The following is a 25,629-nucleotide window of genomic DNA, read 5'->3' as shown; positions in this document are numbered from 1 at the left end:
GCGTCAGCCGTCCTGGCGCCGGTCCGTCATCTCGTCGTAGAGCAGGTCCGACGGCAGCCGGGCACCCGAGCGGAAGATCCCGCGACTCAGCGACAACCCGCCGACCGGCGCGGTCAGCAGCTGCAGGACGATCGCCATCGCGAGCTTGACCCCGTTCTGCACACCGGGCGCGGCGATCATGACGGCGAGCAGCACCAGCACCAAGCCGAGGGTGCCCGACTTCGTCACGGCCGTCAGCCGCGTGTACGGGTCGGGGAACCTCACCAGTCCGACGGCCGCGACGACGAACAGCCCGACCCCGACCACGATCATCGACGCCGCGACCACACTCGCGACGGCCCCGAGGACGTCCGCCGGACTCATCGGTCGCCACCGTCCTCACGCTCGGCCCGCGTGGCACCGAGGTAGCGGCCCAGGACGAGGGCCGAGATGAAGCCGATCACCGTCACGACGACGACCAGGTCGATGAGCAGGTCCCGGTCCCAGACCAGGCTCAGCAGCATCAACGACCCGACGAGCACGAAGAACACGTGGTCCGCACCGACCGCACGGTCGGCCTCGTCCGGACCTCGGACCACCCGGTACAGCGCCGGCAGGACGGTCAGTGCCAACACGGCGAGACCGACCCACCCGAAGGCCTCCAGCAGCGACACGCCCATCACCCCTCCTCCTCGGCCACGAGGTCGCGAGCAGGACGCACGACCCGCAGCAGACGGTCCTCGAGCTCACGGAGCTCGGCATGGAAGTCCCGCGCGTCCGCGGGTGCGTAGAGCCCGAGCACGTACAGCACCTGGTCGTCGTCCCGCTCGTCGACGTCCACGTCGATCGTCAACGTCCCAGGCGTCAAGGTGATGAGGCTCGTGAGCGCGGTCAGCTCCATGGGCGAGAGCCGACGCGTCCGGTAGGCGACGATCGCGGGCGTCGAGGCGCTGCCCGGCGTCAGCAGGTCAGCCGCGACCTGGGCGTTGGCCCTGAGCATCTGCCAGGCGAACCACACGGCGAACCCGGGGAACCGGAGCAGTCGGCGCACGATCGTCACGGCGTCAGCACCGCCTCGACGTAGGCGGTCGAGTCGCTGAGTCCCTCGCCGGCGGTCATGCTCAGCTCGAGCAGCACCTCCGCGCCCAGCCCGATCGTCACCGTGCACGCGGCCAGGAACGCCGCCGGCAGGATCAGTCGACGCGGCACCCTCGTCGGCCGCTGCACCCGGGCGGTGACGAACTCCGGGCGCAGCCTGCCCGAGGAGGGGTCGGTGACGTCCGGGGCGGTCGCTGCGGTGTCGAGCGGCCCCTCGCGCTCGAACTCCGGGTCGGGCCCCCAGAACACCCCGTTCCAGATCTTCAGCATCGACAACAGCGTCAACAGGCTCACGACGACGGCGAACGCGGCCGCCACGTACGACCCGGCCGACAGGGACTCGCGGATCACCAGCGCCTTGGCGACGAACCCCGACAGCGGGGGGATGCCGACGAGCGACAGCGCGCTGACGATGAACACCAGACCGAGCCAGGGCTCGCGTCGTGCGTAGCCGCCGAGGTGGCTCAGCCGTCCGCTGCGGGCGTGGTGCTCGACGGCTCCGCAGGCGAGGAACAGCGCGGCCTTCACGATGATGTGATGAACCATGTAGAAGATGCCTGCGGCCATCGCGAGCGGTCCGAAGAAGGCCAGCGGCACCATGATGTACCCGACCTGGCTCGTCATGTGGAAGCTCAGCACCGCGCGCATCGTCGACTCACCGAGCGCGCCCAGGACGCCCACGACCATCGTCGCGAGCAGCACCACCAGCCACACGGTCTCCAGGCCGCGACCGTCGTGCAGGAGTCCGTAGACGCGGAAGACGCCGTACACGCCGATCTTGGTCAGCAGTCCCGAGAGCAGGGCGGTGACCGCCACCGATGCGAACGGGTAGGACCGCGGGAGCCAGGAGTGCACCGGCACGAGGGCGGCCTTCGCGCCGAGCGCGAGCAGGACCACCCCGGCCGCCAGCGCCACCGCCGTCGAGTCCGACGCACGCCCGGCGAGCTCGGCGAGGTTGACGGTGCCCGCCGCGCCGTAGACGAGCCCGATCCCCGACAGCAGCACCCCGGAGACGAGGAGGTTCACGCCGAAGTAGATCCGTCCTGCTGCGACCGCCGCCGCCGACCCGCTGCGCGTCAGCAGGACGTAGGACGGGATGAGCGCCACCTCGATCATCACGAACAGGTTGAACAGGTCCCCGGTGAGGAAGGCTCCCAGCACCCCGGCCGACAGCACGAGCACCAGCGGGTGGAAGAAGGGGTCGACGTCGTCGTGGGTGAGGACAGCGAACACGCTGCACACCAGGACCATCAGGGCGGCCACGGTGAGCATGAGGGCCGCGAAGGTGTCCAGCACGAACGGGATCGACACGCCGGGCACCCAGCCGGAGACCTGTTCGACCACGAGGTCACCACCGCTGACCGCGACCAGGCCGACCACCGCGCCGACCAGCATCGCGGTGTGAGCGCTGAACGCCACCGCGCGCTGCGCCACGACGGACCTTCGGACGGCCAGGGCGATGCCGCCGGCGAGGATCGGCAGCCAGACGAAGGCGGGCAGCAACGGCTGCAGGACCTCAGTGCTCATCAGCGGCCTCCTCCTCGACGTCGCTCGGCGCTCCGTCGTCGTCCCCACCGTGCCCGGCAAGCGCGAGCAGGTAGACCGTCAGGGCGAAGGTGATCACGATGGCCGTGAGGGCGAAGGCCTGCAGGAGGGGGTCCGACAGCCCGGCCGACGACCGACCCTCGCCGACGTAGGCGGGCTCGCGACCGTCCTGCCCGCCCGCGGCGAGGATCATGACGTTGGCGGCATGACCGATCAGGACGAACCCGAGCGTCGCGCGGACGAGCCCGCGCTGCAGCACCAGGTAGACGCCACCGGCGACCAGGACCGTCACGAGCACCACTGCGCTCATCGGATGGCACCTCCCGTAGGGGTCGCGCCGCGCGAGAACCGGTCCATGGCCGCGACGACCAGACCGAGGACGGCCAGGAAGACCCCGAGGTCGAAGATCAGCGACGTGGTCAGACTCAGGTCGAGGCCGAGGATCTCGATCGAACCGGTGAGCGGACGCAGGAAGGACCCGTCGAGCAGTCCCAGCGCGCCGGCCGCGACGGCGACGACCAGCCCCGCGGTGAGCAGGACGGCCGGGTCGAGGCGCGACCGCGCGTCCGCCCCGCGAGGCAGACGCGCCAGGACCAGGGCGAGTGCCGCCGCGAGCGCCCCCACGAACCCGCCTCCGGGCTCGTAGTGCCCACGCAGCAGCAGCCACGCCGAGACGGCGCAGATCACCGGCACGAGGATCCGTGCGGCGCTGCGGATGACGGTGCGGTCGCCGGGCAGGTCCATGGACCGCGCCCGCACGTCGGGCGCGGCGTCCGCCCGAAGGAACGCGAGCAGGCCGATCGCCGCCACGGCCAGCACCGTCATCTCCCCGAACGTGTCGAGGCCGCGGAAGTCGACGAGGATCGCGTTCACCAGGTTCGTGCCGCCGGCGGCGTCCTCGGACTCCTCGACGTACCACTGCGCCGCTGCGGTGGGCCCGCTGCGCCCCGTGAGGAGCAGGGTCGCGGCACCGGCGGCGAGTCCCACCGCGACGGCCAGCGCCGCCGCACCCACCCGCCGTGTCCTCGGCGTCGGCGCGAACCGTGCGGGCAACCGCTGCAGGACGAGCACCGCGACCGCGACGGTGAGGATCTCCACGAGCATCTGGGTCAGGGCCAGGTCGACACCGCCGAGCAGCAGGAACCAGGCCGCAATCAGGAAGCCGACGACACCGAGCACCACCACCGCCCCCAATCGGGAGGGGCTCAGGCACAGGCCGAGCACGGCCAGCGCCGTCAACGCGACGACGACCCAGTCCTCGGGTCGAGAGACCGGCGGACCGACCCCGTCGACCCCGCCGAGCACGACGACGCCGACCGCGAGCACGACGAGCGAGAGCAGCGGCCACACCAGGTGGGGTGCCAGCTCACCCGAGCGCGCCGGCGCCGCGACCCGGTCGCACGCGCGCAGCAGGGCCGCGTAGGCGCGGTCGTAGACGTCGACGCCGCGCACCCGCAGGTCGAGCCGCTGCAGCGCGCGGTCGACGGGCTCGCGGGCCCGGAACAGCATCAGACCCAGCAGCACTGTCGCGATCGACATCGCGAACGCCGGGGAGGTCAAGGGATCGGGGACCAGGCGCAGGTCGGCACGCGCGGACTCCGCGAGCACGGTCGCCTGGACCGACCGGTCGAACAGCGGGTTGAGCTGGGCGACGAACAGGCCCAGCAGCAGACCGACGACCGCCGGTACCGCCGCCGGAGCGAGGAAGCTCGGCGCGGCGTCGTAGAGGCGACGCTGCTGCGTGGGACCGGCGAACGCGCCCCACACGAGGCGGACGCTGTAGGCGAAGGTGAAGGCCGCCGAGAGGACGGCGACCCCCCCGACGACGAGGCCCCACGTGCCGGGGAGGTCGAGGAACGCGTAGTAGCTCTCTTCCTTCGACACGAACCCGAGGAACGGCGGCAGCCCGGCCATCGACATCGCCGCCATCGCGGTGAGGACCGCCGTGAACGGCATGACCCGGTACAGGCCGGAGAGCTCGCGGATGTCCCGACTCCCGGCCTCCCGGTCGATCACTCCGACGAGCATGAACAGGGTGGCCTTGAACAGGGCGTGGGAGAAGGCGTGCAATCCTGCGACGCTCAGTGCGTCCTGGGTGCCGACGCCCACCAGGGCGACGATCCAGCCCAGCTGGCTGACGGTCGAGTAGGCGAGCAGGGCCTTGAGGTCGTGCTGCTGCAGCGCGAAGAGCGCACCGATGACGGTGGTGATCAGACCGATGGTCACCAGGACGAACGTCCACCACCAGAAGTCGGTGAACGGCTGGGAGAAGCGCATCAGCACGTAGATGCCGGCCTTGACGAGCGTCGCGGCGTGCAGGTAGGCACTCACGGGCGTCAGGGCGACCATCGCATCGGGCAGCCAGAAGTGGAAGGGGAACTGCGCCGACTTCGTGATCGCGGCGTAGATGACCAGGCCGCCGATCCACGGCGCGAGCGGCGAGTCGGTGACCTGGTCGGCGTCGGCGAGGATGGCCGTGAGGTCGGTGGTGCCGGTGACGTGCCACAGGAGCAGCACGGCGGCCAGCAGCGCCAGGCCTCCGGACGCGGTGACGACGAAGGCCCGCGTGGCCGGCTTGGCCTGGTGCAGACCCTGCGCGCCGATGAGGAAGAACGAGCACAGCGTCGTGATCTCGAAGAACACGAACAGGACGATGATGTCGGCCGACAGGACCATCCCGAGCATGGCCGTGGCGAACAGGCTGAGCAGCATGTACAGCCGGCCGTGGTCGTACTGCTCGCTCAGGTACCGGGCGCAGTAGGCCATGATGAGCGCGCCGACGCCGAGGGCCAGGATCGCGAAGATCAGGCTCAGGCCGTCGAGCCGCAGCCGCAGCGCGACGTCGAGGCTCGCGATCCAGGTCCACCGGCCCTCCACCACGCCACCGGACAGCACCTCCGGCGCTCCGCGCAGCACCAGGGCGAGCGCGAGCAGGAAGAGCCCCGCCATGGGGTAGCCGGCGTCGCGCCCGAGCCGGTACGCCAGCGGACGAGCCACGACGACCGCGACCAGCATGGTCGCGAGGGCCAGCAGCAGCGTCACGGGACGTCCTTCCCTCAATCCATCGGCGGGGGCGATCCTGCGGCCGTGGTCGCCGAACATCTTCGCACAGCCGGGCAGGGTCCACTCGACGGTACCGCGATGTCCGCGAGCACGGCGGCGGAGCCGTCAGCGGCTCGGGTCGACCAGGATCTTGGCGTGCCTCTCCGGGTCGGCGAGGGCATCGAACGCGTCGGCCACACCGTCCAGGCCGACCGTCCCCGTCACGAGTGGGCTCGGGTCGACCTTTCCCGACGCGACCATCTGCAAGGTCTCGTGGAACTCGGCCGGGTCGTAGCAGAACGCGAACCGCAGCTCCACCTCCTTGTTGATCGCCATGACCGGACGGAACGAGTCCGGCTCCATGCACACCCCCACGACGACGATCCTCGTCAGCAGCGGGGCCTCGGCGATGATCGAGTCGAGGATGCCGGGCACGCCGACACACTCGAAGACCACCGGACCGCTCGGCCGGGCACCGAGACGCTCCCCCAGCCGGAACACGCTCTGCCAGGGCACGATCGAGACCGCCCGCAGCCGCTCCATCGTCGTCATGCCGAGACCCATGAGGTCCTCCGCGCTGGTCAGGTAGCGCTTGTCCGACGCGAAGCGCGCCCAGGGCGACTCCGAGGACGGGTCCACCACCACGTCGGCACCGCACCGTCGGGCCAGCTCGCGACGACCCGCGGACAGGTCGCTGGCCACCACCGTGCGCACCCCTGATGCCTTGAGCATCAGGATCACGGCGAGACCGATCGGCCCGCAGCCGATGACGACGGCGACGTCCTTGGCACCGACGTCCCCCTTGCGCACCGCATGCCAGGCGACGGCGAGCGGCTCGGTCATCGCGGCGTGCTCGACCGGGACGTTCGACGGCACCTCGAAGGCGACGGCCTCGGAGACCGCGACGTACTCGGCGTACCCGCCGCCGGCCTTCGGTGACAGGCCCGTCATGTGCAGGCCGTCGGGCTGACGCAGCAGCGGCAGCGCGACCACCGAGGTCCCTGGCGCCCACCGACGCTTGGTCCCGGGCCCGTACTCGACCACCTCGCCGACGAACTCGTGGCCCATCACCACCGGGGTGTCGGGACGCATGAAGTCGTCGTAGCCCACCTCGGCGGCGACGTCCGCGGCGGCGTCGGCGTGGACCCGCGCGTGCAGGTCGGACCCGCAGATGCCGGTCCGCTGCACCTTCAGCAGCACCTGGCCCTTCGCCGGGACGGGGGTCGGGGTCTCGCGGACCTCGAGGTTCTGGTGCTCGCAGACGACGGCTCTCATGGGGTCATGATGCCCTCCGCCGGTCCGCGGGACCGGCCGAACGGTCGGATCGGACGGTTCCGATGGGCCCCCGGGGAGCCGATGGACCATGATGGACCCATGGATCTCGACGTCGCCGTGCTCGTGCTCCGCGTCGTCGTGGGCGCGGTGTTCATCGCGCACGGCTGGAACCACGGATTCGGGCCCGGCGGGTTGGACGGCACGGCAGGGTGGTTCGAGAGCATCGGGCTACGGCCGGCCCGCCTGCAGGCCGCCGTCTCCTCGTACCTGGAGATCGCCGTCGGCGTCGCGCTGATCGCCGGGCTCCTCGTCCCGTTCGCGGCCGCCGCGGGGATCGGCGTCATGGTGACCGCGTACGCCACCGTGCACCGTCCTAACGGCTTCTTCATCACCAGCGAGGGCTACGAGTACGTCATGGTGCTCGTCGCGACCCTCACGGTCCTGGCCACGCTCGGCGGCGGCTCGTGGTCCGTCGACGAGCTCCTCGGTACCGATGTCAGCAGCTGGGCGGTCGGCATCGGTGCGCTCGGCGTCGGGATGCTCGGGGCCGTGGCGATGCTCGCCGTCTGCTGGCGTCCGCCGGCCGACGACGAGGCGTGAGACGCTGCGGCTCGCGGCCGATAGCCTGACGCTCATGTCCGTCCGGCCCGTGCGAGCCCCCGACCGCCGCCGTCAGGAGCTGCTCGACGCGCTCGTCGAGGAACTCCTGCGCGACGGCTTCGGGCGACTCAGCGTCGAGGAGATGGCCCGGCGGCTCGGGTGCTCCAAGTCGACGCTCTACGTCGTCGCGGAGAGCAAGGACCTCATCGTCGCCGCCGCCGTCCGAGCGTTCTTCCGGCGCGCGACCGACCGCGTCGAGGAGGAGGTGCGACGCACCGCCGACCCCGTCGAACGCGTCGGCACGTACCTGGAGTCCATCGCCACCGAGCTGTCCGCCGCGTCACCGCGGTTCTTCGCCGACCTCGACACGCACCCGTCCGCCGGAGCGGTGTACCGGCGCAACACCGAGGCCGCCGCCGACCGGGTGCGCAGCCTGCTCGCCGACGCCGGCGACCTCGACGTGGACCCCGTCTTCGTCGGCGCGGTCGTGACCCTCGTGATGGAGGGGATCCACCGCGGACGCGTCACCGAGGCCACCGGGCTCGGTGACGCCGACGCCTACCGCAACCTCGCCCGACTCCTCACCGCCGGCCTGCGCTGAGTCCGCGGACCGAGCCGGACGTGGGCCCGGACGTGGCCTCGACACGCGGGGACCCGCTCCTTCGTCGCCGTCCCCGCTACTCGACCACCGAGACCTGGACCGCTCGGCTGGCCGAGGGATCAGCGCTTCAGGAAGCCGTCGATCAGGTCGCGGGAGGCCTGGGTGCCCGAGGACTCCGAGATCGAGACGGCCTCCGCGTCGAGCTGCTCGTCGAAGGACCGGTCCCAGGCGCTGCGGAGCAGGCGACGGGCCCGCCCGAACGCCTCGGCCGGGCCGGCGGCCAGCTGCTCGGCCAGCGCTCGAGCCTGCTCGAGGTGCTCGCCGTCGTCGACGACGCGCGTCACGATGCCCCAGTCCTGCGCCTGCTCGGCGGTCAGGCGACGCGGCGTGAGCGTCAGCTCCAGCGCCCGCTGCAGACCCACGGCCCGCGGCAGCAGCCACGACTGACCGCCATCGGGGGTGAGCCCCACCGACGTGTACGCGGTGACGAAACGCGCCGACCGGGCCGCGACGACGAGGTCGGCCGAGAGGCAGAACGACAGGCCGATGCCCGCAGCCGCACCGTGCACGGCCACGACGACGGGCTTCTCGAGCGCGTCGAGCAGCCGCACCCCGCGGTGCGCCGCCTCGGCGAGCTCCCGCACGAACGCGGGACGGTCCTCCGCTGCGGCCATCGCCGCGAGGTCGCCGCCGCTGCTGAACATCCGTCCGTTGCCGCTGACCAGCAGCACCCGGGCGGAGTCGTCGTCGCCGACCTGCTGCAGCGCCCGCTCGAACTCCTCCCCCGCGGCGAGGTCGAGGGCGTTGGACGCCTCGGGGCGATCGAAGACCAGGTGCGCGACGCCGTCGGTGACGTCCAGCCGGATGCTCATCGCGTCACCGCCGTCGAGAAGTGCGCAACGTACACGGAGGACGCGTCGAGGTGTCGTGTGTTCACTCGCTCACGCTCGCTCATCGGGGAGCCATCCGCAACGCGCCGTCCATCCGGATGACCTCGGCGTTGAGGTAGTCGTGCTCGACGATCATCGTGACCAGCCGGGCGAACTCCTCCGGGCGCGCGAGGCGCTGCGGGAACGGGATGCCCGCCGCCAGCCCGGCGCGAACCTCCTCGCCGACCGTCGCCAGCATCGGGGTGTCGACGATGCCGGGGGCGATCGTGTTGACCCGGATGCCGTGCTGCGCGAGGTCACGCGCGGCCGGCAGCATCATCCCCACGACGCCGCCCTTGGACGAGGAGTAGGCCACCTGCCCGATCTGTCCGTCGAAGGCCGCGATCGAGGCGGTGTTGACGACGACTCCGCGCTGCCCGTGCTCGTCAGGCGCGGTCTGCGCGATCGCCTCCGACGCCAGCGCCATCACGGTGAACGTGCCGACGAGATTGACCTGCACGACCTTGGCGAACAGGCCGAGGTCGTGGACGCCCCTGCGGCCGAGGACGCGGGCCGACGGTCCGATGCCGGCACAGCTGACCACGGTGCGCAGCGGGGCGAGGTCGGCGGCCACGCCGACGGCGTGACGCACCTCCTGCTCGTCGGTGACGTCGGCGGCGACGTAGCTGACGCCGTCGACCGGGGGTGCGTCGGCGATGGCAGACCCGAGGTCGACGGCGACGACCTGCGCACCGCCGTCGGCGAGGGCCCGCGCCGTCGCGGCGCCGAGCCCGGAGGCTCCGCCCGTGACGAGGGCCGAGGTGTCCGTGAGCTGCATGGGGTGACTCCTACCTGAGGTGGCGGCTGATGACGAGACGTTGGATCTGGTTGGTTCCCTCGAAGATCTGCATCACCTTCGTCTCGCGCATGTAGCGCTCGACCGGGAAGTCCTTGGTGTAGCCGGCACCGCCGAGCACCTGGACGGCGTCGGTGGTGACCTTCATGGCGTTGTCGGTGGCGACGAGCTTGGCCACCGACGCAGCTCGACCATAGGGCCTGCCGGCGTCCTTGAGGCGTGCGGCGTGCAGGTAGGTGGCGCGGGCGGAGTCGACGGCAGCGGCCATGTCGGCCAGCAGGAAGCCGAGTCCCTGATGGTCGATGACGGCACGGCCGAACGCCTCGCGCTCCTTGGCGTAGGCGACGGCCGCCTCGAGGGCGCCCTGCGCGACGCCGACGGCCACGGCGGCGATACCGAGACGGCCCGCGTCGAGCCCGGCGAGCGCGATGGACAGGCCCTCGCCCTCCTCGCCGAGGCGTCGCTCGACCGGCACGCGCACGTCGTCGAAGAGCATCGTGGCCGTCGTCGAGCCCATCAGGCCCATCTTCTGCTCGGGGTGGTCGGCACTCAGGCCGGGCGTGTCGGCAGGCACGAGGAAGCAGCTGATGCCGGCAGCGCCGTCGTCGCTGGTGCGAGCCATGACCTTGTAGAAGTCGGCCTGTCCACCGTGGGTGGTCCACGCCTTGGCGCCCTTGATGACGTACTCGTCCCCCTCGCGGACGGCCCGGGTGCGCATGGCGGCGGGGTCGGAGCCGGCGTGCGCCTCGGAGAGGCAGTAGGCGCCGAGCTGGGCGCCGCCGAGCATGTCGGGCAGCCACTGCTGCTGTTGCGGTGTGCCGCGGGTGAACAGCCCGAAGCAGCTGAGGGCGTGCACGCTCACGCCGACGCCGACGCTCGCCCAGACGCGAGCGATCTCCTCCACCACCTGGAGGTAGACCTCGTAGGGCTGGCCGCCGCCACCGACCTCCTCCGGGTAGGGCAGACCGAGCAGACCCGCTCGACCCAGGGTCGCGAAGACCTCGCGCGGGAAGGCCGCGGTGGCCTCCGCCTCGTCGACTCGCGGCCTGAGCTCGGCCTCGACGATCGTCCTCGTGAGCTCGAGGAGGTCAGCCGCCTCCTCGGTGGGCATCAGACGGTCGACGGTCACGCGCGCTCCTCGGTGGGTCTCGACGGTCTTGGGTACCAGAACTACTCCTACAGTACTGGTCGTCGGACCCGCTACCGTCAGCACATGCGCGCCTCGCCATGGGTCTGGGCCTTCGCAGCCGTGACCACCGTCCACCTCGTGCTGCTCGGGCTCGACCTCTCCCCGTGGGACAGCGTCACCAAGTGCCTGCTGGCACCCGTGCTCATCGGCTGGACCGCGAGCGCCGACGGTCCGCGCGCCCTCGTCGCCTTCCTGACGTTCTGCCTGCTCGGCGACCTCTTCCTGGAGATCGACGGGTGGTTCGTCGCGGGCATGGCGGCGTTCGCGATCGCCCACGTCATCCTCGTCACGCACCTCGTGCGGCTCGGCGCGGCACGCCGACTGCGAGCGGCACCCTGGCTCGCGATCGCCTACGTCGTGGCCGGCGGCCTCCTCGTCGCATGGATCTGGACCGACCTGCCGGCAGACCTCGTGGTGCCCGTCCCCTTCTACGCCGCCCTGCTCGTCGCCACCGCAGCGACCTCGGCCGCGATCGGTCGTGTCACCGGTGCCGGTGGCCTGGCGTTCCTCGTCTCCGACGCCATCATCATCCTCGGCGTCACCGAGCAGATCCCTCCGGACGCCGCAGCGACCCGGCTGGCGATCATGGTCCTCTACGCCGCGGCCATCGCCCTCATCACCGCCGGCCTGCTGCGCCGCCAGCCCGACCCCGACCGTGGGGACCACACCGCTGCGGCGAGGAGCAGTGCGGCGTGAGGGGGGACGTCGTCTACCGCACGGTGGTGCGGTGCTTCGCCGGCGTGTTCGCCCTGCTCGGGCTGCGCATCCGCGTCCACGGCGAGCACCACCTGCCCACCACCGGCGGAGCGGTCCTGGCCATCAACCACACGAGCTACCTGGACTTCGCGCTCGTCGGGTACGCAGCGCGCGAGCGTGGACGGCTGGTGCGGTTCATGAGCAAGGCCTCGGTCTTCGAGCTGCCCGTCGTCGGCTGGCTCATGCGCTCCATGCGCCACGTCCCGGTCGACCGTCACAGCGGCGCGAGCGCGTTCCGCCAGGCACGCCGTGCCTTGGGCGGCGGCGAGCTCATGGGAGTCTTCCCCGAGGCGACGATCAGCCGGTCGTTCCGGATCAAGCGGCTCAAGCCAGGAGCCGCCGCCCTGGCGCAGGCCGCCGACGTCCCCCTCGTCCCGTGCATCCTGTGGGGTGGGCACCGGGTCGCGACCGTCGATCGCCGGCCCAGCCTGCGCCGGGGCGTCGCGGTGACCGTGCTCGTCGGCGATCCCATCGTCCCCACACCCGAGGACAGTTCCGTCACCCTCACCGCTCGCTTGCGCACGGCCATGGAGCGACTCCTGGACGAGGCGGTCGACAGCTATCCCGACCAGCCACGCGACGACGCCGACCTGTGGTGGGTCCCCGCCGACCGCGGTGGGACCGCACCCGACGTCGCCACCGGTGACGCGCTCGATCGCGAGGCGCTGCGTCGCATCGGGGCACCGACCGACTGAGAACGCCCGTCCCGCTCCCGAGGAGACCGTCCGATGACCCTGCCGTCCGTCCACCGCGTCGATGCCAACGCCCTGACCTTCGACGTCCGCGTGGCCGGCCCTGACGACGGGGTGCCCGTCGTGCTCCTGCACGGCTTCCCCGAGACGTCCGCCACGTGGGGCGAGGTCGTCCCCGCGCTGGTCGACGACGGACACCGAGTCATCGCGCCGGACCAGCGCGGCTACTCACCGGGTGCACGTCCCGACGGCGTGGAGGCCTACGCCGTCGAGCATCTCGTGGACGACGTCCTCGCGATCGCCGACGCCCTCGGCGTGGACCGGTTCCACCTCGTCGGTCACGACTGGGGGGCCTCCGTGGCGTGGGTGCTCGCCGCTCACCACCCCGAGCGTCTGCACTCCCTGACCGCGTTCTCCGTCCCGCACCTCGCGGCCTACAACCGGGCTCTGCGCGAGGACTCCGACGCCCAGCAGCGAGCCTCGTACATCGGGCTGTTCCGACAGGACCGGGCCGCCGACCTCCTTCTCGAGGACGAGGCCGCGCGCCTGCGCGCCATGTACGACGGTGCCGTGCCCGAGGAGCAGGTCGAGACGTACGTGCGGCACCTGAGCGAGCCGGGTGCGATGCGCGCGGCCCTGCACTGGTACGGCGCGATGACCCCGGCGCTCGGTGACCTGCCCCCGGTCCGCGTGCCGACCACGTTCGTGTGGAGCGACCGTGACTCCGCGATCGGGCGGGCCGGCGCGGACGCCTGCGGCGACCACGTCGACGCCGACTACCGCTACGTCGTGCTCGAGGGCGTCACGCACTGGATCCCCGAGCAGGCACCCCACGCCGTGGTCGAGGCCGTCCGTGCGCGGATCGCCTCCGCCGGCTGACGCTCGGCCGAAGGACTCAGCCGGCCAGGGGCCACCCGGCGGGGTCGTCCAGGTCTCGTCCCGCGCGACGGGCGTAGGCGTTCCAGTCCTCGGCGCGGTGGGCGTACCACTCGCGCTGCCGTCCCATGAGCGCGTCGAGGTCGGCCGAGCCGACGTGGACGTGGCACGCCGCCTGCTCGATCGCCACCGCACGCGCCGCACGAGCGTCGACGGCGGCGTCGTGCGCCCCCTCCAGCGGGACGCCGTAGTAGGCGGCCACGTCGCCGAGACGGCGCGCACCGAGCTCCCCGGCCTCGATGCCCCAGTCGAGGACGAGCGGGTCGACCACCAGCAGACGCTCCCAGTCGGGCTCGTCGAGGTGGTGGCGACGGGCCTCGGTGCGCAGCATCGTGAGGTCGTAGCCGGCGTTGAAGACCACGAGCGGCACCCGACGCTCGACGAGCGTGCCGACCCAGTCGAGGACGACCCCGATCGCCTCGGGTGCGGCCGGGGCGCCCGCCACCATGACGTCGGTGATGCCGTGCACCGCACCGGCGCCCGGCGGGATCGGCACGCCGGGGTTCACGAGCCCGGTGATCTCGAAGCCCGGCTCGTCGAGCAGCGCGTAGGAGACGACGCGGTCGACGAAGGGGTCCACGCCGGTGGTCTCGAAGTCGAGCGCCGCGAGCGGGCCGTGGTGCCAGCCGCTGTGAGCCCCCCGCGCGGGCGGTCGCGGCGAGCAGGCGAGGCACCAGGTGCGCCAGCGGCCGGGGCGACCGGTCAACGCACCGTCACCGGCAAGCACGTGCTCCTCGCACGTCGCGCACAGACCGTCGAACCTGTTGGGCCTCACGGCACCTCCTGAACCTGCGTCGACCCTAGAGCCGAGGACCGACACACGACCGCATCGACACGCCTGCCGACCGACGACCGCTGGTAGGTTCGGTGGACCCGAGGAGGCTCATGTCCCGCATCCGCACCGACCCGACCGGCCGCACCGTGCTCGTGACGGGTGCCGCGAGCGGCATCGGCCTGGCACTCGCGAGGTCGCTCGCCGCCGAGGGCTCGCGGCTCGTCCTCACCGACGTGGCGGCCGAGGGCCTGGATCGGGCCGTCGCCGAGCTCCGGGACGCCGGTGGCGACGTCGCGCACCACGCAGCCCTCGACGTCGCCGACCGTGCCGCCGTCGACGCGTTCGCAGCCGCCGTGCACGAGCGGGTCGGACCCGTCGGCGTGGTCGCGAACGTCGCTGGGATCTCGACGTGGGGACGCCTCGAGGACCTCTCCCCCGAGCACTGGCAGCGCACCGTCGACGTCGACCTCATGGGTCCGATCCACGTGCTCTCGGCGTTCGTCCCGTCGATGATCGAGGCCGGCGACGGCGGCCACGTCGTCAACGTCTCGTCGGCCGCCGGCCTCCTGGGACTTCCCCTGCACGCCCCGTACAGCGCGGCGAAGTTCGGGCTGCGCGGCGTGAGCGAGGTGCTGCGGTTCGACCTCGAGCAGCACCGGATCGGCGTCACGCTCGTGTGTCCGGGTGCGGTCCGCACGCCCCTGGTCGGCACCGTCGACATCGTCGGCGTCGACCGCGACCGACCCGACGTCGCCTCGCTCGTCGAGCGGTTCGAGCGGCACGCGGTGAGTCCTGAGCACGTCGCCGCGTGCATCGTGCGCGGCATGCGACGGGGTCGCTACCTGGTGCTCACGTCGCGTGACATCGCCGCCGGCCACCTGGCGCAGCGCTACGCTCCACCGCTCTACGACGCCGCGATGCGTCTGCTCAACCGACGGGTGCAGAAGGTGCTTCGACCGCCCGCAGCGCGCTGACCTCGAAGCGTCTGGCCGACGTGGCCCTCGGTGCGCGACAGGTGAGCACGGCGGCGGGTGCGGCGACGGCCGAGACGGTCGCCTCGAACACGGCCGGCAGCGGGACGGTCGCGGTCAGTCGCACCTGCCAGGTCCGGTCGTCCAGCTGCCGGCAGTCGTGCCCGATGACCGAGCGCGGCGCAGCGGGACCCCACCGCCGAAGCCCGGCGACGGCGACGGCCTGGGCGACAGGCGGCAGCGCGCTGGAGCCTCGCACGTACTCGGCGCGGACCCGGCCGGCGAGGTGGTCGCCGATGACGTCGACGACCGACTCCTCCTCCAGAGCGCCGTAGTAGGTGCCGTCGGGCACGATGACCACGTTCGGCGCGAAGCGGTCGCCACCGACGTGGCTGCTCTCCCACGTCGCGTCGGGCCACCGCTCGGCGAGGGCCGCCGCGACGGGCCGCCCCCGCACGGCGCAGCACGTGTCGTGCCGCCCGTGGGCGCACACGAGGAAGGCCGGCTCGCTCGTCCAGTCCTCGCTCGAGGCGGCAAGGGTCGGCACGGCCGTGGCGACGAGGTCGGACGGCTCGGTCCAGGTCCCCCAGCGGATCCGTCCGGCGTCGACGTCGACCACGGCCCAGGCGCGACGCTCCGTCGGCTCGCGCCGTCCCGTCCGCCGGATCAGGAAGGTCCGACCCTCCGCCGCTCGTGTGGCCTCGACCAGCGCCGGCACGACGTCGACGACGCCCTCGGACTCCAGCGCGTGGAAGGGCCACGGGCCGGGGTGCTCGATGAGCAGCAGCCGGCTCAGGTGCAGCGCGGTGCCGACGATCGGGTCACCCCGGTCGCGGGCGGACTCGGCGCACAGAGGCGCGGACGCGTCGCCCACTCAGACCGACCGGACGACGCCCGCGGCGAGGAGCTCCCGAGCGAGGTCGGCGAAGCGCTCGTCGGCGGCGGGGATGGACAGGACGCCCGTCTCCAGCAGCACGCGCACGGGCTCGACCGAGTGCTCGTCGAGGTCGACGGCGCCGGCACGCGTCACGAGCCTCGAGCCCTCGATCCGCGCACGCAGGTGCTCGCGGAGCTCGAGGCGAGACGATGCTCCCCCGACGTCCTGGGCGGCCCGGAGCTGGGCGAGGGGGCCGACACCGCTCGCGCGCGCCGAGGCGTCCACCCGCGGCGACATCCGCGCGGCGATGGTCGCGTCGTCCACCGCGTCGATCGCTGCGTGCAGCCGCTCGCGCACCAGTGCGAGGTCGGCACCGAGGTCCGCCTCGTCGGCGACGTCGACGCCGAACGGCAACGAGGCTCGGACCTGCTCGTCCGCCGCCAGGTCGGCGAGCGCGACCTCGAGCAGATCGCGTGCCAGCTGGCGGCGGGTCCAGGTGTGGACGCCGAAGGTCAGGTGGGTGCTGACGTCACCCAGGGCCGTGGCGGCGTGCAGGTAGCCGCGCGGGAGGTACAGGCAGTCGCCCGGGCGCAGCACCTCGTCGATCGTCGGCTCGGTGCGCGCCGCGGCCGCGACGTCGTCGCGCCGGTCCGTCCACGGCTGGTCGCGCAGCGGCGACGGATGGACCGGCTCGTGGATGCGCCAGCGCTTCTCGCCGGAGATCTGCAGGACGAACACGTCGTGCACGTCGTAGTGGTCGTCGAACCCGCGCGACTGCGGCGGGGTGACGTAGGCGTTGACCTGGACGGGGTGGCCCAGCTCCGCGGCGAGGTCGCCGGCGAACGAGCCGACGGGCGCCCACGTGCGGTGCAGCGCCTGGAGCACGAGCGTCGCCCCCGAGGCGAAGAGCTGGGTCAGCCGGGTGTCGTCCAGCTGGTCGGCGATGCCTGCCCCCACACCCCCTCCGGAGGTGAACGCCGAGGCAGGGAGGGTGCTGCCGTCCTTCGCCACGCGCAGGAACGGCGTGCGCAGTCCCCGACCGGCGATCAGCTCGTCGACCGCCGCCTCCCCGAAGAGGTCGGAGAAGCCGCCTGGGAGGTCGCCGGCGGGCGTCAGGACCGCCCGTCGTCCGAAGTCCTCCCGTGCGAAGCGGTCGGGGTCGGCGACGAGCCGGGACAGCGCCGTGCCACCGGCCCCGACGAGCGTGTCGTCGGGACCGGTGGCACGAGGAACGGCTGAGAGCGTCACGGCTCAGACGGAACCGTCCGCGCCACCGTCGGCGCCGCCGTCCTGCACGCCCGGCGTACCCTCGGCACCACCGTCGGCGGGACCCTCGGCACCACCGTCGGCGCCACCGTCCTGCACGCCCGGCGTGCCCTCGGCTCCGCCGTCGGCGGGTCCTTCGGGAGTCGTCTCGCTCATGTGGTCCTCCTCGGTCGTCCGCGACCGTGGGTCGGCCGCTCTGTCCAGCCTGGCACCGCGAGGACGGCTCGCAAGTCGGATCAGGAACCGACGAGCGCCCGCCAGTCGGCGCCGGTCCAGACGCCCGTGGCCGGTCGTCCGAGCTGCTTCTGCCTGGCCTTGACGGCGGCGGTCGTCGGCGCCCCGAAGTAGCCCGTCACCTGCTTCAGCGGCAGGCCCAGCGCACGCTGGAGCACGAGCACGTGCCGGCCGGTGTCGAGGCTCCTCATCGACAGTCCGGCGTAGTTCTTCGCCCCGAACGCGCGCGCCGACGCCGGGGTGTACTCCTTGGCGACGTTCGTGCGCACCGTCGACGTCCTCAGGATCGCCCACGTCGGCTGGTCCAGCGCCCCGGTCTTGGGCAGGTTGTTGGCGCGCTGCCAGGTGATGAGCGCCGACCGGAGCCCGAGGTCGAAGGTTCCCGTCTCGGCACGCCCGAGCAATCGCTGGGCCGTGGCGACGGCCGAGTGGCGATGGCCGTACTCGAGCGTCGGCATCGTCGTGCTCTTCATCAGCGGGCTCACCGCCGGGCACCGGGTGCGGTTGACCCTGGTGTCGACCGCCGACGGCTGGTTCGCGAAGCGCTGGCACGGCCCGTAGTCGACCGGCTGCGGTGCGCCCTTCCACCACGAGGTGTTGCCGCGGGCGCCGTTCCAGGAGAACGAGATGTGGATGTGGTCGGCGTGGCCCGAGCTGGGTCGCCACCCGTCCTTCGAGCGGTAGGACGCCCAGATCATCTTGTTGTAGATGACGTACATGATGCCGAGGCGTCGAGCCATCTCGCCGTCGTTGCGGGTCAGCCACGCGAGGAAGTCCGCGGCCGCGGCACGCTCCTTCGGCTTGTTCACGTCGACCATCCAGTCCCAGGCGCGCCCGTCGGAGTGCTCGGACGTCCCCTCGGCGCAGGTGCGCGCGGTGTTGCCGATCCCGCCGACGCCGTAGGTCTTCATGACGAGGGCGCGCAGGTCGGCAACCCCCTTCGGCGTCCCCGGCTGGCAGGCGTTCTGCGGCGTGTACGTCGGGACGGGGTCGAGGGCACCCATCGACCCCGGCACCGGCAGACCCGTGGGCTTCGACGGGAACGGGGTCGGACGGGGTGGGGCGGCCTGGCTCGGTGCCGTGAAGGTCGCCGAGCAGACGACGACGGCAACGGCGACAGCGACGATCCTGCGCATGGTTCTCCCTTGGAAACGGGCCGCTCTCCCTGCGGCCAGACCCAGTGTGAGTCCCACGCGTCACACCCGCCACGGGAATGATCGAACTACACCGTCGTACTTCTGACCTACCCGCAGGTGCACGACGCCAGGGCGGCGGCGACCCGGTCGAGGGCGGCCTGGGTCTCGAACGGGTTGATCCCCTCGGTGTCATCGGCGAGCACCGCGAAGACGACGGGGACGCCGCGGGCGTCGAGCGTGTACCCGGCGAGCGAGTGGACCCCGGTGAGCGTGCCGGTCTTGGCGCGGACCACACCCGCACCGGCGGCCGCCGAGTCCTCGAACCGGTCATCGAGGGTGCCGGTGAAGCCGCCGATCGGCAGACCGGTGAGCAGCTGCGGCCAGTCGCGGCCACCGGCGGCACGGGCGAGGACGGTCGACAGCGTCGTCGGGTCGATCCGGTTGGAGCGTGCCAGGCCGCTGCCGTCGTCCAGGCGCAGCCCGTCGATCGGGACGTCGGCGGCGGAGAGGGCGGACGCGATCGCCCTCGCCGCACCCTCGAAGGTCGCCGGCTCCCCCTCCGCGATCGCCACGTGGCGGGCCATCACCTCGCTCGCCTCGTTGCTGCTCGACGCGGTGAGCGCCTCCACCGCTTGGGCGACCGTCGGCCCCTCGACCCTCGCGACGGGCGTGGTCCCCGGAGCGCTCACCTCGGCGATCCGTCCCACGAGGTCGATGCCCTCAGCCTGCAGGCCCTGGGCGAACGCACCTGCCGCCTCCCGAGCCGGGTCGGAGGTGCGACGCCCGTCACGGATGCCGCGGTCGACCCACAGGGCCGTGACGGGAGTGACGACCTGGTTGCGCAGGTAGGACTCCTCCCAGCCCGCGCTGCCGACCGGTCCGGTGAACAGCGACGCGTCGTACCCGACGGAGACCTGCCCGACACCGGCCTCGCGCAGTGCGACGGCGGTGCGCTCGGCGAGGGTCCGGACGTCGGCCCGCGCGATCCGGTCGTCCTCCTCCGGCTCCCGGGCCAGATAGGGATCGCCGCCCCCCACGAGGACCACGCGGTCGCCGTCGCGCTCGACGGTGGTCTCGAACCGTCGCTGGGGGTCCAGGACGGCGAGCGCTGCGGCGGCGGTGAGCACCTTGGTCGTCGACGCCGGGACCAGCGCGTCGGGTCCGGTGCGCAGCACCTCCTCGCCGGAGACGGGGTCGACGACGGAGATCGCGACACGTCCCCCGAGGGCGTCGGCAGCGAGCGGACCGTCGACGGCGGCCGCCACCGCTGCGGGGTCCAGTCCACCCGCGACGGGCTCGTCGGGTCGCACCGTGCTGACGGTCGCGGACCGGTCCAGGGCGAGCGGGTCGGCCACCGCCTCCGGACCGCAGGGCCCGCCGCACACGAGGGTGTTGAGCCGGCCGGTGGTCCACGCCGCGGCCGTGCCCACTCCTGCCAGCACCAGCAGGAGCACCGCGGCCAGGAGGAGGACCGCGGCACGGCGCCCGGACCTCCGTGCTCGGCTCTGACTCACATGGGTCAGACTAGGGGCACCCGTCGACGACAGCTGGAAGGCCCGAACCCGTGATTTTCGATGTGACCGTGGAGATCCCGAAGGGCGAGCGCAACAAGTACGAGGTCGACCACTCCTCGCACCGCATCCGCCTCGACCGCACCCTCTTCACCTCCACGCAGTACCCGGCCGACTACGGGTTCATCGACGACAGCCTCGGGCTCGACGGCGACCCGCTCGACGCGCTCGTCCTCCTGCCCTCGCCCACGTTCCCCGGCTGTGTCATCACGTGCCGGGCCATCGGCATGTTCCGCATGACCGACGAGGCCGGTGGCGACGACAAGGTCCTGTGCGTCCCTGCCACCGATCCGCGACAGGAGCACCTGCGCGACATCCACCACGTCGCGGAGTTCGACCGGCTCGAGATCGAGCACTTCTTCACCGTCTACAAGGACCTCGAGCCCGGCAAGTCCGTCGAGGGGTCGACGTGGACGGGTCGCGCCGAGGCCGAGGCCGAGATCCAGCGCAGCTTCGACCGCTTCAAGGACAACGGCGGCTACTGAGCCCGGGGACCGAGGATCTGCAGGGTCGACGTGGACGATCGACTCCCCGTCCACGCGACGACCGTCAGGACCGCGACGTGCCGCGCAGGAGGGCTCGCATCGTCTCGGCGAAGACGTCGACGTCGAGCTCGGGGTCGAGCGAGCGCATGGCACCGAGCCCGATGCCGAGGCTCAGCAGGGCCGTGGCCGCCTTGCGCGCCTCGATGTCGATCACGATCCCGGCGTCGGTGGTGACCTTCTCGATCAGGACGCCCGCGGCGTCGACGAGCATGCGGTGGCGCTTGACGAGCTCCTCGGCGACCCACGGGCTCGTCCGCGCGATCGCCGCGAACTCCACCTCCAGCGCCGTCCAGCGCGGGTGGCCGAGCTTCTCGCGCGCCCACTGCGCGAAGGCGTCGATCCGGCCGTCGATGTCGGCGTCGATGGTGAAGGCGGCCACGACGCCCTCGATCTGCTCCTCGTGGATGGTGTCGAGCACCGCCATGCAGAGCTCTTCCTTGCCGGCGAAGTTGGAGTAGACCGCGCCCTTGGAGAACCCGGCCGCCACGGCGACCTTGTCGAGCGACGTGGCGTTGTACCCGACGTCCAGGAAGAGGTCACGGGCCACCTCGATGAGGCGCTCGCGCGTCCGGGCCTGGCGTTCGGCGCGGGTGAGACGCTCGGACTCCATGCTCACTGGCGGCCCCCTTCCGTGGGTCACGACACCTTGGCACACGATTCGCATACCGATAGTATCCGAACGTGATCTCCACTGACATCCTCATCGTCGGCAGCGGCTTCTCCGGGCTCGGCATGGCCGTGAAGCTCCGCGAGGCCGGCCGCAACGACGTCGTCGTCATCGAGAAGGCCGACGACGTCGGCGGCACCTGGCGCGACAACACCTATCCGGGCGCCGAGTGCGACATCCAGAGCCACATGTACTCCTTCTCCTGGGACCTCAACCCGGGATGGAGCCGCGAGTACTCCGCGCAGCCGGAGATCCACGACTACATGCGCAAGGTCGCGGCCAAGCACGGCCTGTACGACCTCATCCACTTCGGCACCGAGATGACGGGAGCCACGTGGGACGAGCACACGCTCCGCTGGACGGTCACCACCTCCAAGGAGACGTACGAGACCCGCATCCTCGTCTCCGGCATCGGCGGCCTGCACATCCCCAACATCCCGACGCTCGAGGGCGCGGAGTCGTTCGCCGGCCCCCGGTTCCACTCCGCGCAGTGGGACCACGACGTCGACCTCACCGGCAAGCGCGTCGCGGTCGTCGGCACCGGCGCCAGCGCCATCCAGTTCATCCCCCAGATCGTCGGCGACGTCGCCCAGCTCGACGTCTACCAGCGGACGGCGCCCTGGGTCGTGCCCAAGCACAACCACGACATCGAGGGCCGCAAGGCGTCGGTCCTGCGCAAGGTTCCCGGCGCCACCCGCGCCTACCGCAACGCGCTCTACTGGTTCAACGAGGCGCAGCAGGTCGGCTTCACCGGCCCGGCGCAGAACGTCACCAAGCTCGTCGAGAAGCGCGTCTCCGACTACATCCGGCGCACCGTCGACGACCCGGCCGTCGCCGAGAAGCTCGTCCCCGACTACCGCCTCGGCTGCAAGCGGGTGCTCAAGACCGACAACTACATCCCGGTCTACAACCGCGACAACGTCGAGCTCGTCACCGACGGGATCGCCGAGGTGACCCCCGAGGGCATCCGCGCCAAGGACGGCACGTTCCGCGAGGCCGACGTGATCATCTACGGCACCGGCTTCCACGTGACCGACGCGTTCGAGTGGGTGCACGTCACCGGCAAGGGTGGTCGTGACCTGTCCAAGCACTTCGACGCCGAGGGCATCGAGACCTACCTCGGCATCACCGTCACGCACTTCCCGAACTTCTTCTTCATGCTCGGCCCGAACACCGCGCTCGGCCACAACTCCGTCGTCTTCATGATCGAGCAGCAGACGAAGTGGATCATCCGGATGCTCGAGGTGATGGACGAGCGCGGCGCGGAGGCCGTCGAGCCCACCCCGCAGGCTCAGCGCGAGTTCAACGACGAGCTGCAGGCCAAGGTCGAGAAGGGCGTGTGGAGCCAGGGCGGCTGCACCAGCTGGTACCTCGACAGCAAGGGCAAGAACCGCACCATCTGGCCCGGGTTCACGTTCCGCTACTGGTGGCGGACCCGCAAGGTCGAGACCGACGACTTCGCCTGGCAGAAGGCCGCCTGAGACCGGCCCCGTCTCCGCTAAGCGCTTGCTTACCGGCGCGGCCCGGGCCTAGGGTCGGGCCATGCGTGCCGTGCAGATCACCTCCCTCGACGGGCCCCAGGCCGTCGACGTCCACGACGTCCCCGACCCCGTCCCCGGCGACGACCAGGTCCTCATCCGCGTGAGGGCCGCCGGCGTGGCCTTCCCGGAGGTCCTGCAGTCGCGTGGGCTCTACCAGCTCAAGCCCGACCTGCCGTTCGTCCCCGGTGCCGAGGTCGCCGGCGAGGTCGTCTCCGCCCCGGCCGAGTCCGGTCTCGCCGAGGGTGACCGCGTCTGTGCGCTGCCGCTGCTCGGAGGACTCGCCGAGCTCACCGTCGCTCACCACAGCACCGTGTTCCGTCTGCCCGACGACGTCTCCTTCGAGGCCGGTGCAGCACTGCCGTTCAACTACCTCACCTCCTACTTCGCCCTCGTCGAGCGCGGGCGCATGGCCGAGGGCGAGACCGTCCTCGTCCACGGCGCCGCCGGCGGCATCGGCACCTCCGCCATCCAGGTCGCCAAGGCGTTCGGTGCCGGTCGCGTCGTCGCCGTCACCTCCACCGCCGAGAAGGGCGCCGTCGCCCTCGACGCCGGTGCCGACGAGTTCGTCCTCGCCGACGGCTTCCTCGACGCGGTCAAGGAGTCCGGCAAGGTCGACGTCGTCGTCGACCCGGTCGGCGGCGACCGGTTCACCGACTCCCTGCGCGCCCTCAAGGACGACGGTCGCCTGCTCGTCATCGGCTTCACCGCCGGCCAGATCCCCGAGGTCAAGGTCAACCGCCTGCTGCTCAACAACATCAGCGTCGTCGGTGTCGGCTGGGGTGCCTACGCCATGAAGCGGCCCGGCCACTTCGCCAAGGAGTGGGCGGCCATCGAGCCGCACGTCGCCTCCGGCGCCCTCACCCCGCCGATCGGGGCGACGTTCCCGATGGAGGAGGTCACCGACGCGCTCCTCACGATCGACGAGCGCCGCGCCACGGGCAAGGTGCTGCTCGTCCCGTGAGCTGGTTCCTGCTGCTGACCCCGGCGCAGACCACCGGCATCCTGCTCCAGGGGTGGGACGTCGTCTCCGGACGGGTCCTGCCCGAGGCCGAGGCGACGTTCGCCGACGCCGACGTCGCGCGCGCCGCGCTCGGCCACCCGGATCCGCAGACGGATGCGACGGGCGCGGCCGTCGGACGGTTCGTCGACTTCCTGCTGCTGCCGGACGACCTCCCCGTGCTCGACGTCCGCGACGGCGTGCTCGCGCCCACGCGGGCGCCGTCAGGCACGTCCTACTGGAGGATGGAGGCCGACGGCAGCCGCCACCTCATCTCCTGGTACGACACCCCGGCGTTCGGGTGGCGCAACATGCGCGGCCCGGTGTGGCCGGCGAGCGAGGTCGGGCTGCGGGCGCGGTGGCGCGACCTCGACGTCGTCGCGGCGCTCGAGGCGGGCGTCGACGGGCTGCACCTCGTGGCGCGGTCGGCCGAGGGCGAAGACCCGCCCGAGGGGTTCGAGTGGACCAAGACGCGCGTCTCGCGCCGGACCGTCCCGCTCGAGGAGTGCGAGACGTACGAGCGGGTGGCGCTCGTCGTGCAGGACGGCGTGCCGGGTCGGGTCGTCGACGTCACCGACGGCACCGCCCGCGTCCTGATGGAGGGCCCGGTCACCGGCTCCCGCGAGCTCGGCCCCGACGCCCACCTGCTGGAGGTCGGCGTCGAGGAGCTGTCGAACCTGCTCACCCGCGAGATCCCGCGGTCGGTGGGCTGAACGAGTCCGCGCACAACCCACCGGCCAGGTCAGTCGGGACGCTCCAGGAGCGCTCCATCCGGCGCAGGGAACGCTCGTTGCGGACGTCGGGCTCGGCGACGACGCGCTGCCGGTCCCAGCCGGACAGGCTTACCTAGACAGATGGGACCCGGTGCTCTCGAGGGAGCACCCCTGTCGGCCATCTCCCGTGGGCCGTGCCACGCTGGTCCGATGGAACGCTTCGACGGCTTCCCCGAGGCGGCGCTCGACTTCTACGACGACCTCGAGCTCGACAACACGAAGGCCTTCTGGGAGGAGCACCGGCACGTCTACGACGCCTCGGTGGCCGCTCCGATGCGGGCACTCGTCGCGGGGCTGGAGGAGGAGTTCGGGCCGGCCAAGGTGTTCCGCCCGTACCGCGACGTCCGCTTCGCGAAGGACAAGACGCCGTACAAGACCCACCAGGGCGCGTTCGTGTCCGCGGGTCCGTCGACGGGCTTCTACGTCCAGGTGGGCGCTCCGGGCGTGCGCACCGGAGCCGGTTTCTACCGGGCGGAGCCGCCCCACCTGGCCGCCATCCGCACGGCCGTCGACGACGACCACCAGGGCCAGCGCCTCGAGCGCATCGTCTCGGACCTGGCGTCGGCCGGCTGGGAGATCGGCGGCGACCGCGTCAAGACCGCGCCGCGCGGCTGGGACGCCGACCACCCACGCATCGACCTGCTGCGCCACCGCTCCCTCGCCCTGTCCAGGGACCACGGCTTCGCCCCCTACGTGCACACCGCCGAGCTGCTCGAGCGCGTCCGAGCCGACTGGCGGCAGGCCAGACCGCTCGTCGACTGGGTGGTCGAGGCGGTTCGCGAGGGCGTCGCGAATCAGCCCGCGGGCTGACGACGACCGCCACCCGGCCGGACAGGTT

28 protein-coding genes are annotated in these 25,629 nt (G+C 72.0%); 11 read left to right on the top strand and 17 right to left on the bottom strand.

Annotated features, from left to right (window positions below; all coding sequences use genetic code 11):
- Positions 1-3: 3 nt before the first annotated feature.
- The 7 genes from mnhG to ABD213_RS05290 all read right to left on the bottom strand — a co-directional run bounded on the left by mnhG (position 4) and on the right by ABD213_RS05290 (position 6,939).
- A complete protein-coding gene (gene mnhG, locus ABD213_RS05320) occupies positions 4-363 on the bottom strand; it encodes a monovalent cation/H(+) antiporter subunit G (RefSeq protein ID WP_344325448.1) in 360 nt (119 codons plus the stop codon).
- Positions 360-659 carry an MrpF/PhaF family protein gene (locus tag ABD213_RS05315; RefSeq protein WP_344325445.1) on the bottom strand — a complete coding sequence of 100 codons (300 nt, stop codon included), beginning with the start codon at positions 657-659 and terminating at the stop codon, positions 360-362. The genes mnhG and ABD213_RS05315 overlap by 4 nt, the downstream gene beginning before the upstream one ends.
- Positions 659-1,039 (bottom strand): Na+/H+ antiporter subunit E, encoded by a 381-nt coding sequence (locus tag ABD213_RS05310; RefSeq protein WP_344325442.1) that lies wholly within the window; start codon positions 1,037-1,039, stop codon positions 659-661. Before ABD213_RS05310 ends, ABD213_RS05315 begins: the two co-directional genes overlap by 1 nt.
- Positions 1,036-2,604 carry a monovalent cation/H+ antiporter subunit D family protein gene (locus ABD213_RS05305; RefSeq protein ID WP_344325439.1) on the bottom strand — a complete coding sequence of 523 codons (1,569 nt, stop codon included), beginning with the start codon at positions 2,602-2,604 and terminating at the stop codon, positions 1,036-1,038. The genes ABD213_RS05310 and ABD213_RS05305 overlap by 4 nt, the downstream gene beginning before the upstream one ends.
- The gene (locus ABD213_RS05300) at positions 2,594-2,932 is read right to left on the bottom strand and encodes a sodium:proton antiporter (protein WP_344325436.1); all 339 of its coding nucleotides are present in this window, start codon (positions 2,930-2,932) and stop codon (positions 2,594-2,596) included. The genes ABD213_RS05305 and ABD213_RS05300 overlap by 11 nt, the downstream gene beginning before the upstream one ends.
- On the bottom strand, positions 2,929-5,664 hold the full coding sequence (mbhE, locus tag ABD213_RS05295; protein ID WP_344325433.1) for a hydrogen gas-evolving membrane-bound hydrogenase subunit E: 2,736 nt from the start codon (positions 5,662-5,664) through the stop codon (positions 2,929-2,931). Before mbhE ends, ABD213_RS05300 begins: the two co-directional genes overlap by 4 nt.
- Positions 5,665-5,790: 126 nt before the next feature.
- Complete coding sequence (locus ABD213_RS05290) at positions 5,791-6,939, bottom strand: zinc-binding dehydrogenase (RefSeq protein WP_344325430.1); 1,149 nt, start codon at positions 6,937-6,939, stop codon at positions 5,791-5,793.
- Positions 6,940-7,038: 99 nt separating this feature from the next.
- Between ABD213_RS05290 and ABD213_RS05285 the strand changes: the two genes are divergently transcribed.
- Positions 7,039-7,539, top strand: a complete 501-nt coding sequence (locus ABD213_RS05285; protein ID WP_344325427.1) for a DoxX family protein — start codon at positions 7,039-7,041, stop codon at positions 7,537-7,539.
- A gap of 34 nt (positions 7,540-7,573) precedes the next feature.
- A complete protein-coding gene (locus ABD213_RS05280) occupies positions 7,574-8,140 on the top strand; it encodes a TetR/AcrR family transcriptional regulator (RefSeq protein WP_344325424.1) in 567 nt (188 codons plus the stop codon).
- A gap of 119 nt (positions 8,141-8,259) precedes the next feature.
- Here ABD213_RS05280 and ABD213_RS05275 read toward each other — a convergent pair whose 3' ends face one another.
- From ABD213_RS05275 to ABD213_RS05265, 3 genes are all read right to left on the bottom strand, one after another.
- Positions 8,260-9,012 (bottom strand): enoyl-CoA hydratase/isomerase family protein, encoded by a 753-nt coding sequence (locus tag ABD213_RS05275; RefSeq protein ID WP_344325421.1) that lies wholly within the window; start codon positions 9,010-9,012, stop codon positions 8,260-8,262.
- 79 nt (positions 9,013-9,091) lie between these two features.
- Entirely contained in the window at positions 9,092-9,847 is a 756-nt protein-coding gene (locus tag ABD213_RS05270) for an SDR family NAD(P)-dependent oxidoreductase (RefSeq protein ID WP_344325418.1), read from the bottom strand.
- 10 nt (positions 9,848-9,857) lie between these two features.
- The gene (locus ABD213_RS05265) at positions 9,858-10,994 is read right to left on the bottom strand and encodes an acyl-CoA dehydrogenase family protein (protein WP_344325415.1); all 1,137 of its coding nucleotides are present in this window, start codon (positions 10,992-10,994) and stop codon (positions 9,858-9,860) included.
- A gap of 84 nt (positions 10,995-11,078) precedes the next feature.
- Here ABD213_RS05265 and ABD213_RS05260 point away from each other — a divergent pair, with 84 nt between their 5' ends.
- From ABD213_RS05260 to ABD213_RS05250, 3 genes are read left to right on the top strand one after another with little or no spacing between them, the layout of a single operon-like run.
- Positions 11,079-11,750, top strand: a complete 672-nt coding sequence (locus tag ABD213_RS05260; RefSeq protein WP_344325412.1) for a lysoplasmalogenase family protein — start codon at positions 11,079-11,081, stop codon at positions 11,748-11,750.
- Positions 11,747-12,505 carry a lysophospholipid acyltransferase family protein gene (locus ABD213_RS05255; RefSeq protein WP_344325409.1) on the top strand — a complete coding sequence of 253 codons (759 nt, stop codon included), beginning with the start codon at positions 11,747-11,749 and terminating at the stop codon, positions 12,503-12,505. Before ABD213_RS05260 ends, ABD213_RS05255 begins: the two co-directional genes overlap by 4 nt.
- Positions 12,506-12,538: 33 nt before the next feature.
- Entirely contained in the window at positions 12,539-13,381 is an 843-nt protein-coding gene (locus ABD213_RS05250) for an alpha/beta fold hydrolase (RefSeq protein ID WP_344325406.1), read from the top strand.
- 16 nt (positions 13,382-13,397) lie between these two features.
- Here the strand turns inward: ABD213_RS05250 and ABD213_RS05245 are convergent, their stop codons facing one another.
- Positions 13,398-14,213 carry an exonuclease domain-containing protein gene (locus ABD213_RS05245; RefSeq protein WP_344325403.1) on the bottom strand — a complete coding sequence of 272 codons (816 nt, stop codon included), beginning with the start codon at positions 14,211-14,213 and terminating at the stop codon, positions 13,398-13,400.
- Between the two features lie 110 nt (positions 14,214-14,323).
- Between ABD213_RS05245 and ABD213_RS05240 the strand changes: the two genes are divergently transcribed.
- Complete coding sequence (locus tag ABD213_RS05240; protein ID WP_344325400.1) at positions 14,324-15,187, top strand: SDR family oxidoreductase; 864 nt, start codon at positions 14,324-14,326, stop codon at positions 15,185-15,187.
- On the opposite strand, the gene ABD213_RS05235 is transcribed toward ABD213_RS05240, so the two are convergent.
- The 5 genes from ABD213_RS05235 to dacB all read right to left on the bottom strand — a co-directional run bounded on the left by ABD213_RS05235 (position 15,141) and on the right by dacB (position 20,211).
- On the bottom strand, positions 15,141-16,058 hold the full coding sequence (locus tag ABD213_RS05235) for a ferredoxin family protein (protein ID WP_344325397.1): 918 nt from the start codon (positions 16,056-16,058) through the stop codon (positions 15,141-15,143). The two genes, ABD213_RS05240 and ABD213_RS05235, sit on opposite strands and share 47 nt — an antisense overlap.
- A complete protein-coding gene (locus ABD213_RS05230) occupies positions 16,059-17,309 on the bottom strand; it encodes a cupin domain-containing protein (protein ID WP_344325393.1) in 1,251 nt (416 codons plus the stop codon).
- Positions 17,310-17,312: 3 nt separating this feature from the next.
- Positions 17,313-17,483 carry a hypothetical protein gene (locus ABD213_RS05225; protein WP_344325390.1) on the bottom strand — a complete coding sequence of 57 codons (171 nt, stop codon included), beginning with the start codon at positions 17,481-17,483 and terminating at the stop codon, positions 17,313-17,315.
- Between the two features lie 80 nt (positions 17,484-17,563).
- Positions 17,564-18,697: a peptidoglycan-binding domain-containing protein gene (locus tag ABD213_RS05220; RefSeq protein WP_344325387.1), complete on the bottom strand. Its 1,134-nt coding sequence runs from the start codon at positions 18,695-18,697 to the stop codon at positions 17,564-17,566.
- A 107-nt stretch (positions 18,698-18,804) separates the two neighbouring features.
- Positions 18,805-20,211, bottom strand: a complete 1,407-nt coding sequence (gene dacB / locus ABD213_RS05215; protein ID WP_344325384.1) for a D-alanyl-D-alanine carboxypeptidase/D-alanyl-D-alanine endopeptidase — start codon at positions 20,209-20,211, stop codon at positions 18,805-18,807.
- A gap of 50 nt (positions 20,212-20,261) precedes the next feature.
- On the opposite strand from dacB, the gene ABD213_RS05210 reads away from it, so the two are divergent.
- A complete protein-coding gene (locus ABD213_RS05210) occupies positions 20,262-20,753 on the top strand; it encodes an inorganic diphosphatase (RefSeq protein ID WP_344325381.1) in 492 nt (163 codons plus the stop codon).
- Positions 20,754-20,817: 64 nt separating this feature from the next.
- Here ABD213_RS05210 and ABD213_RS05205 read toward each other — a convergent pair whose 3' ends face one another.
- Positions 20,818-21,423, bottom strand: a complete 606-nt coding sequence (locus tag ABD213_RS05205) for a TetR/AcrR family transcriptional regulator (protein ID WP_344325578.1) — start codon at positions 21,421-21,423, stop codon at positions 20,818-20,820.
- 71 nt (positions 21,424-21,494) lie between these two features.
- On the opposite strand from ABD213_RS05205, the gene ABD213_RS05200 reads away from it, so the two are divergent.
- The 4 genes from ABD213_RS05200 (at position 21,495) to ABD213_RS05185 (ending at position 25,601) form a co-directional block, all read left to right on the top strand.
- Positions 21,495-22,961, top strand: a complete 1,467-nt coding sequence (locus ABD213_RS05200) for a flavin-containing monooxygenase (RefSeq protein ID WP_344325378.1) — start codon at positions 21,495-21,497, stop codon at positions 22,959-22,961.
- 61 nt (positions 22,962-23,022) lie between these two features.
- Entirely contained in the window at positions 23,023-23,982 is a 960-nt protein-coding gene (locus tag ABD213_RS05195) for an NADPH:quinone oxidoreductase family protein (RefSeq protein WP_344325375.1), read from the top strand.
- The gene (locus tag ABD213_RS05190; RefSeq protein ID WP_344325372.1) at positions 23,979-24,731 is read left to right on the top strand and encodes a hypothetical protein; all 753 of its coding nucleotides are present in this window, start codon (positions 23,979-23,981) and stop codon (positions 24,729-24,731) included. The genes ABD213_RS05195 and ABD213_RS05190 overlap by 4 nt, the downstream gene beginning before the upstream one ends.
- A 210-nt stretch (positions 24,732-24,941) precedes the next feature.
- Positions 24,942-25,601 carry a DUF2461 domain-containing protein gene (locus tag ABD213_RS05185; RefSeq protein WP_344325369.1) on the top strand — a complete coding sequence of 220 codons (660 nt, stop codon included), beginning with the start codon at positions 24,942-24,944 and terminating at the stop codon, positions 25,599-25,601.
- The last annotated feature ends 28 nt before the right edge of the window (positions 25,602-25,629 follow it).

The sequence above is a fragment of the Aeromicrobium halocynthiae genome (assembly GCF_039531385.1).
GTDB lineage: Bacteria > Actinomycetota > Actinomycetes > Propionibacteriales > Nocardioidaceae > Aeromicrobium > Aeromicrobium halocynthiae.
The sequence above is the reverse complement of the archived record's forward strand: the minus strand, read 5'-3'. Positions and strand labels throughout refer to the sequence as shown.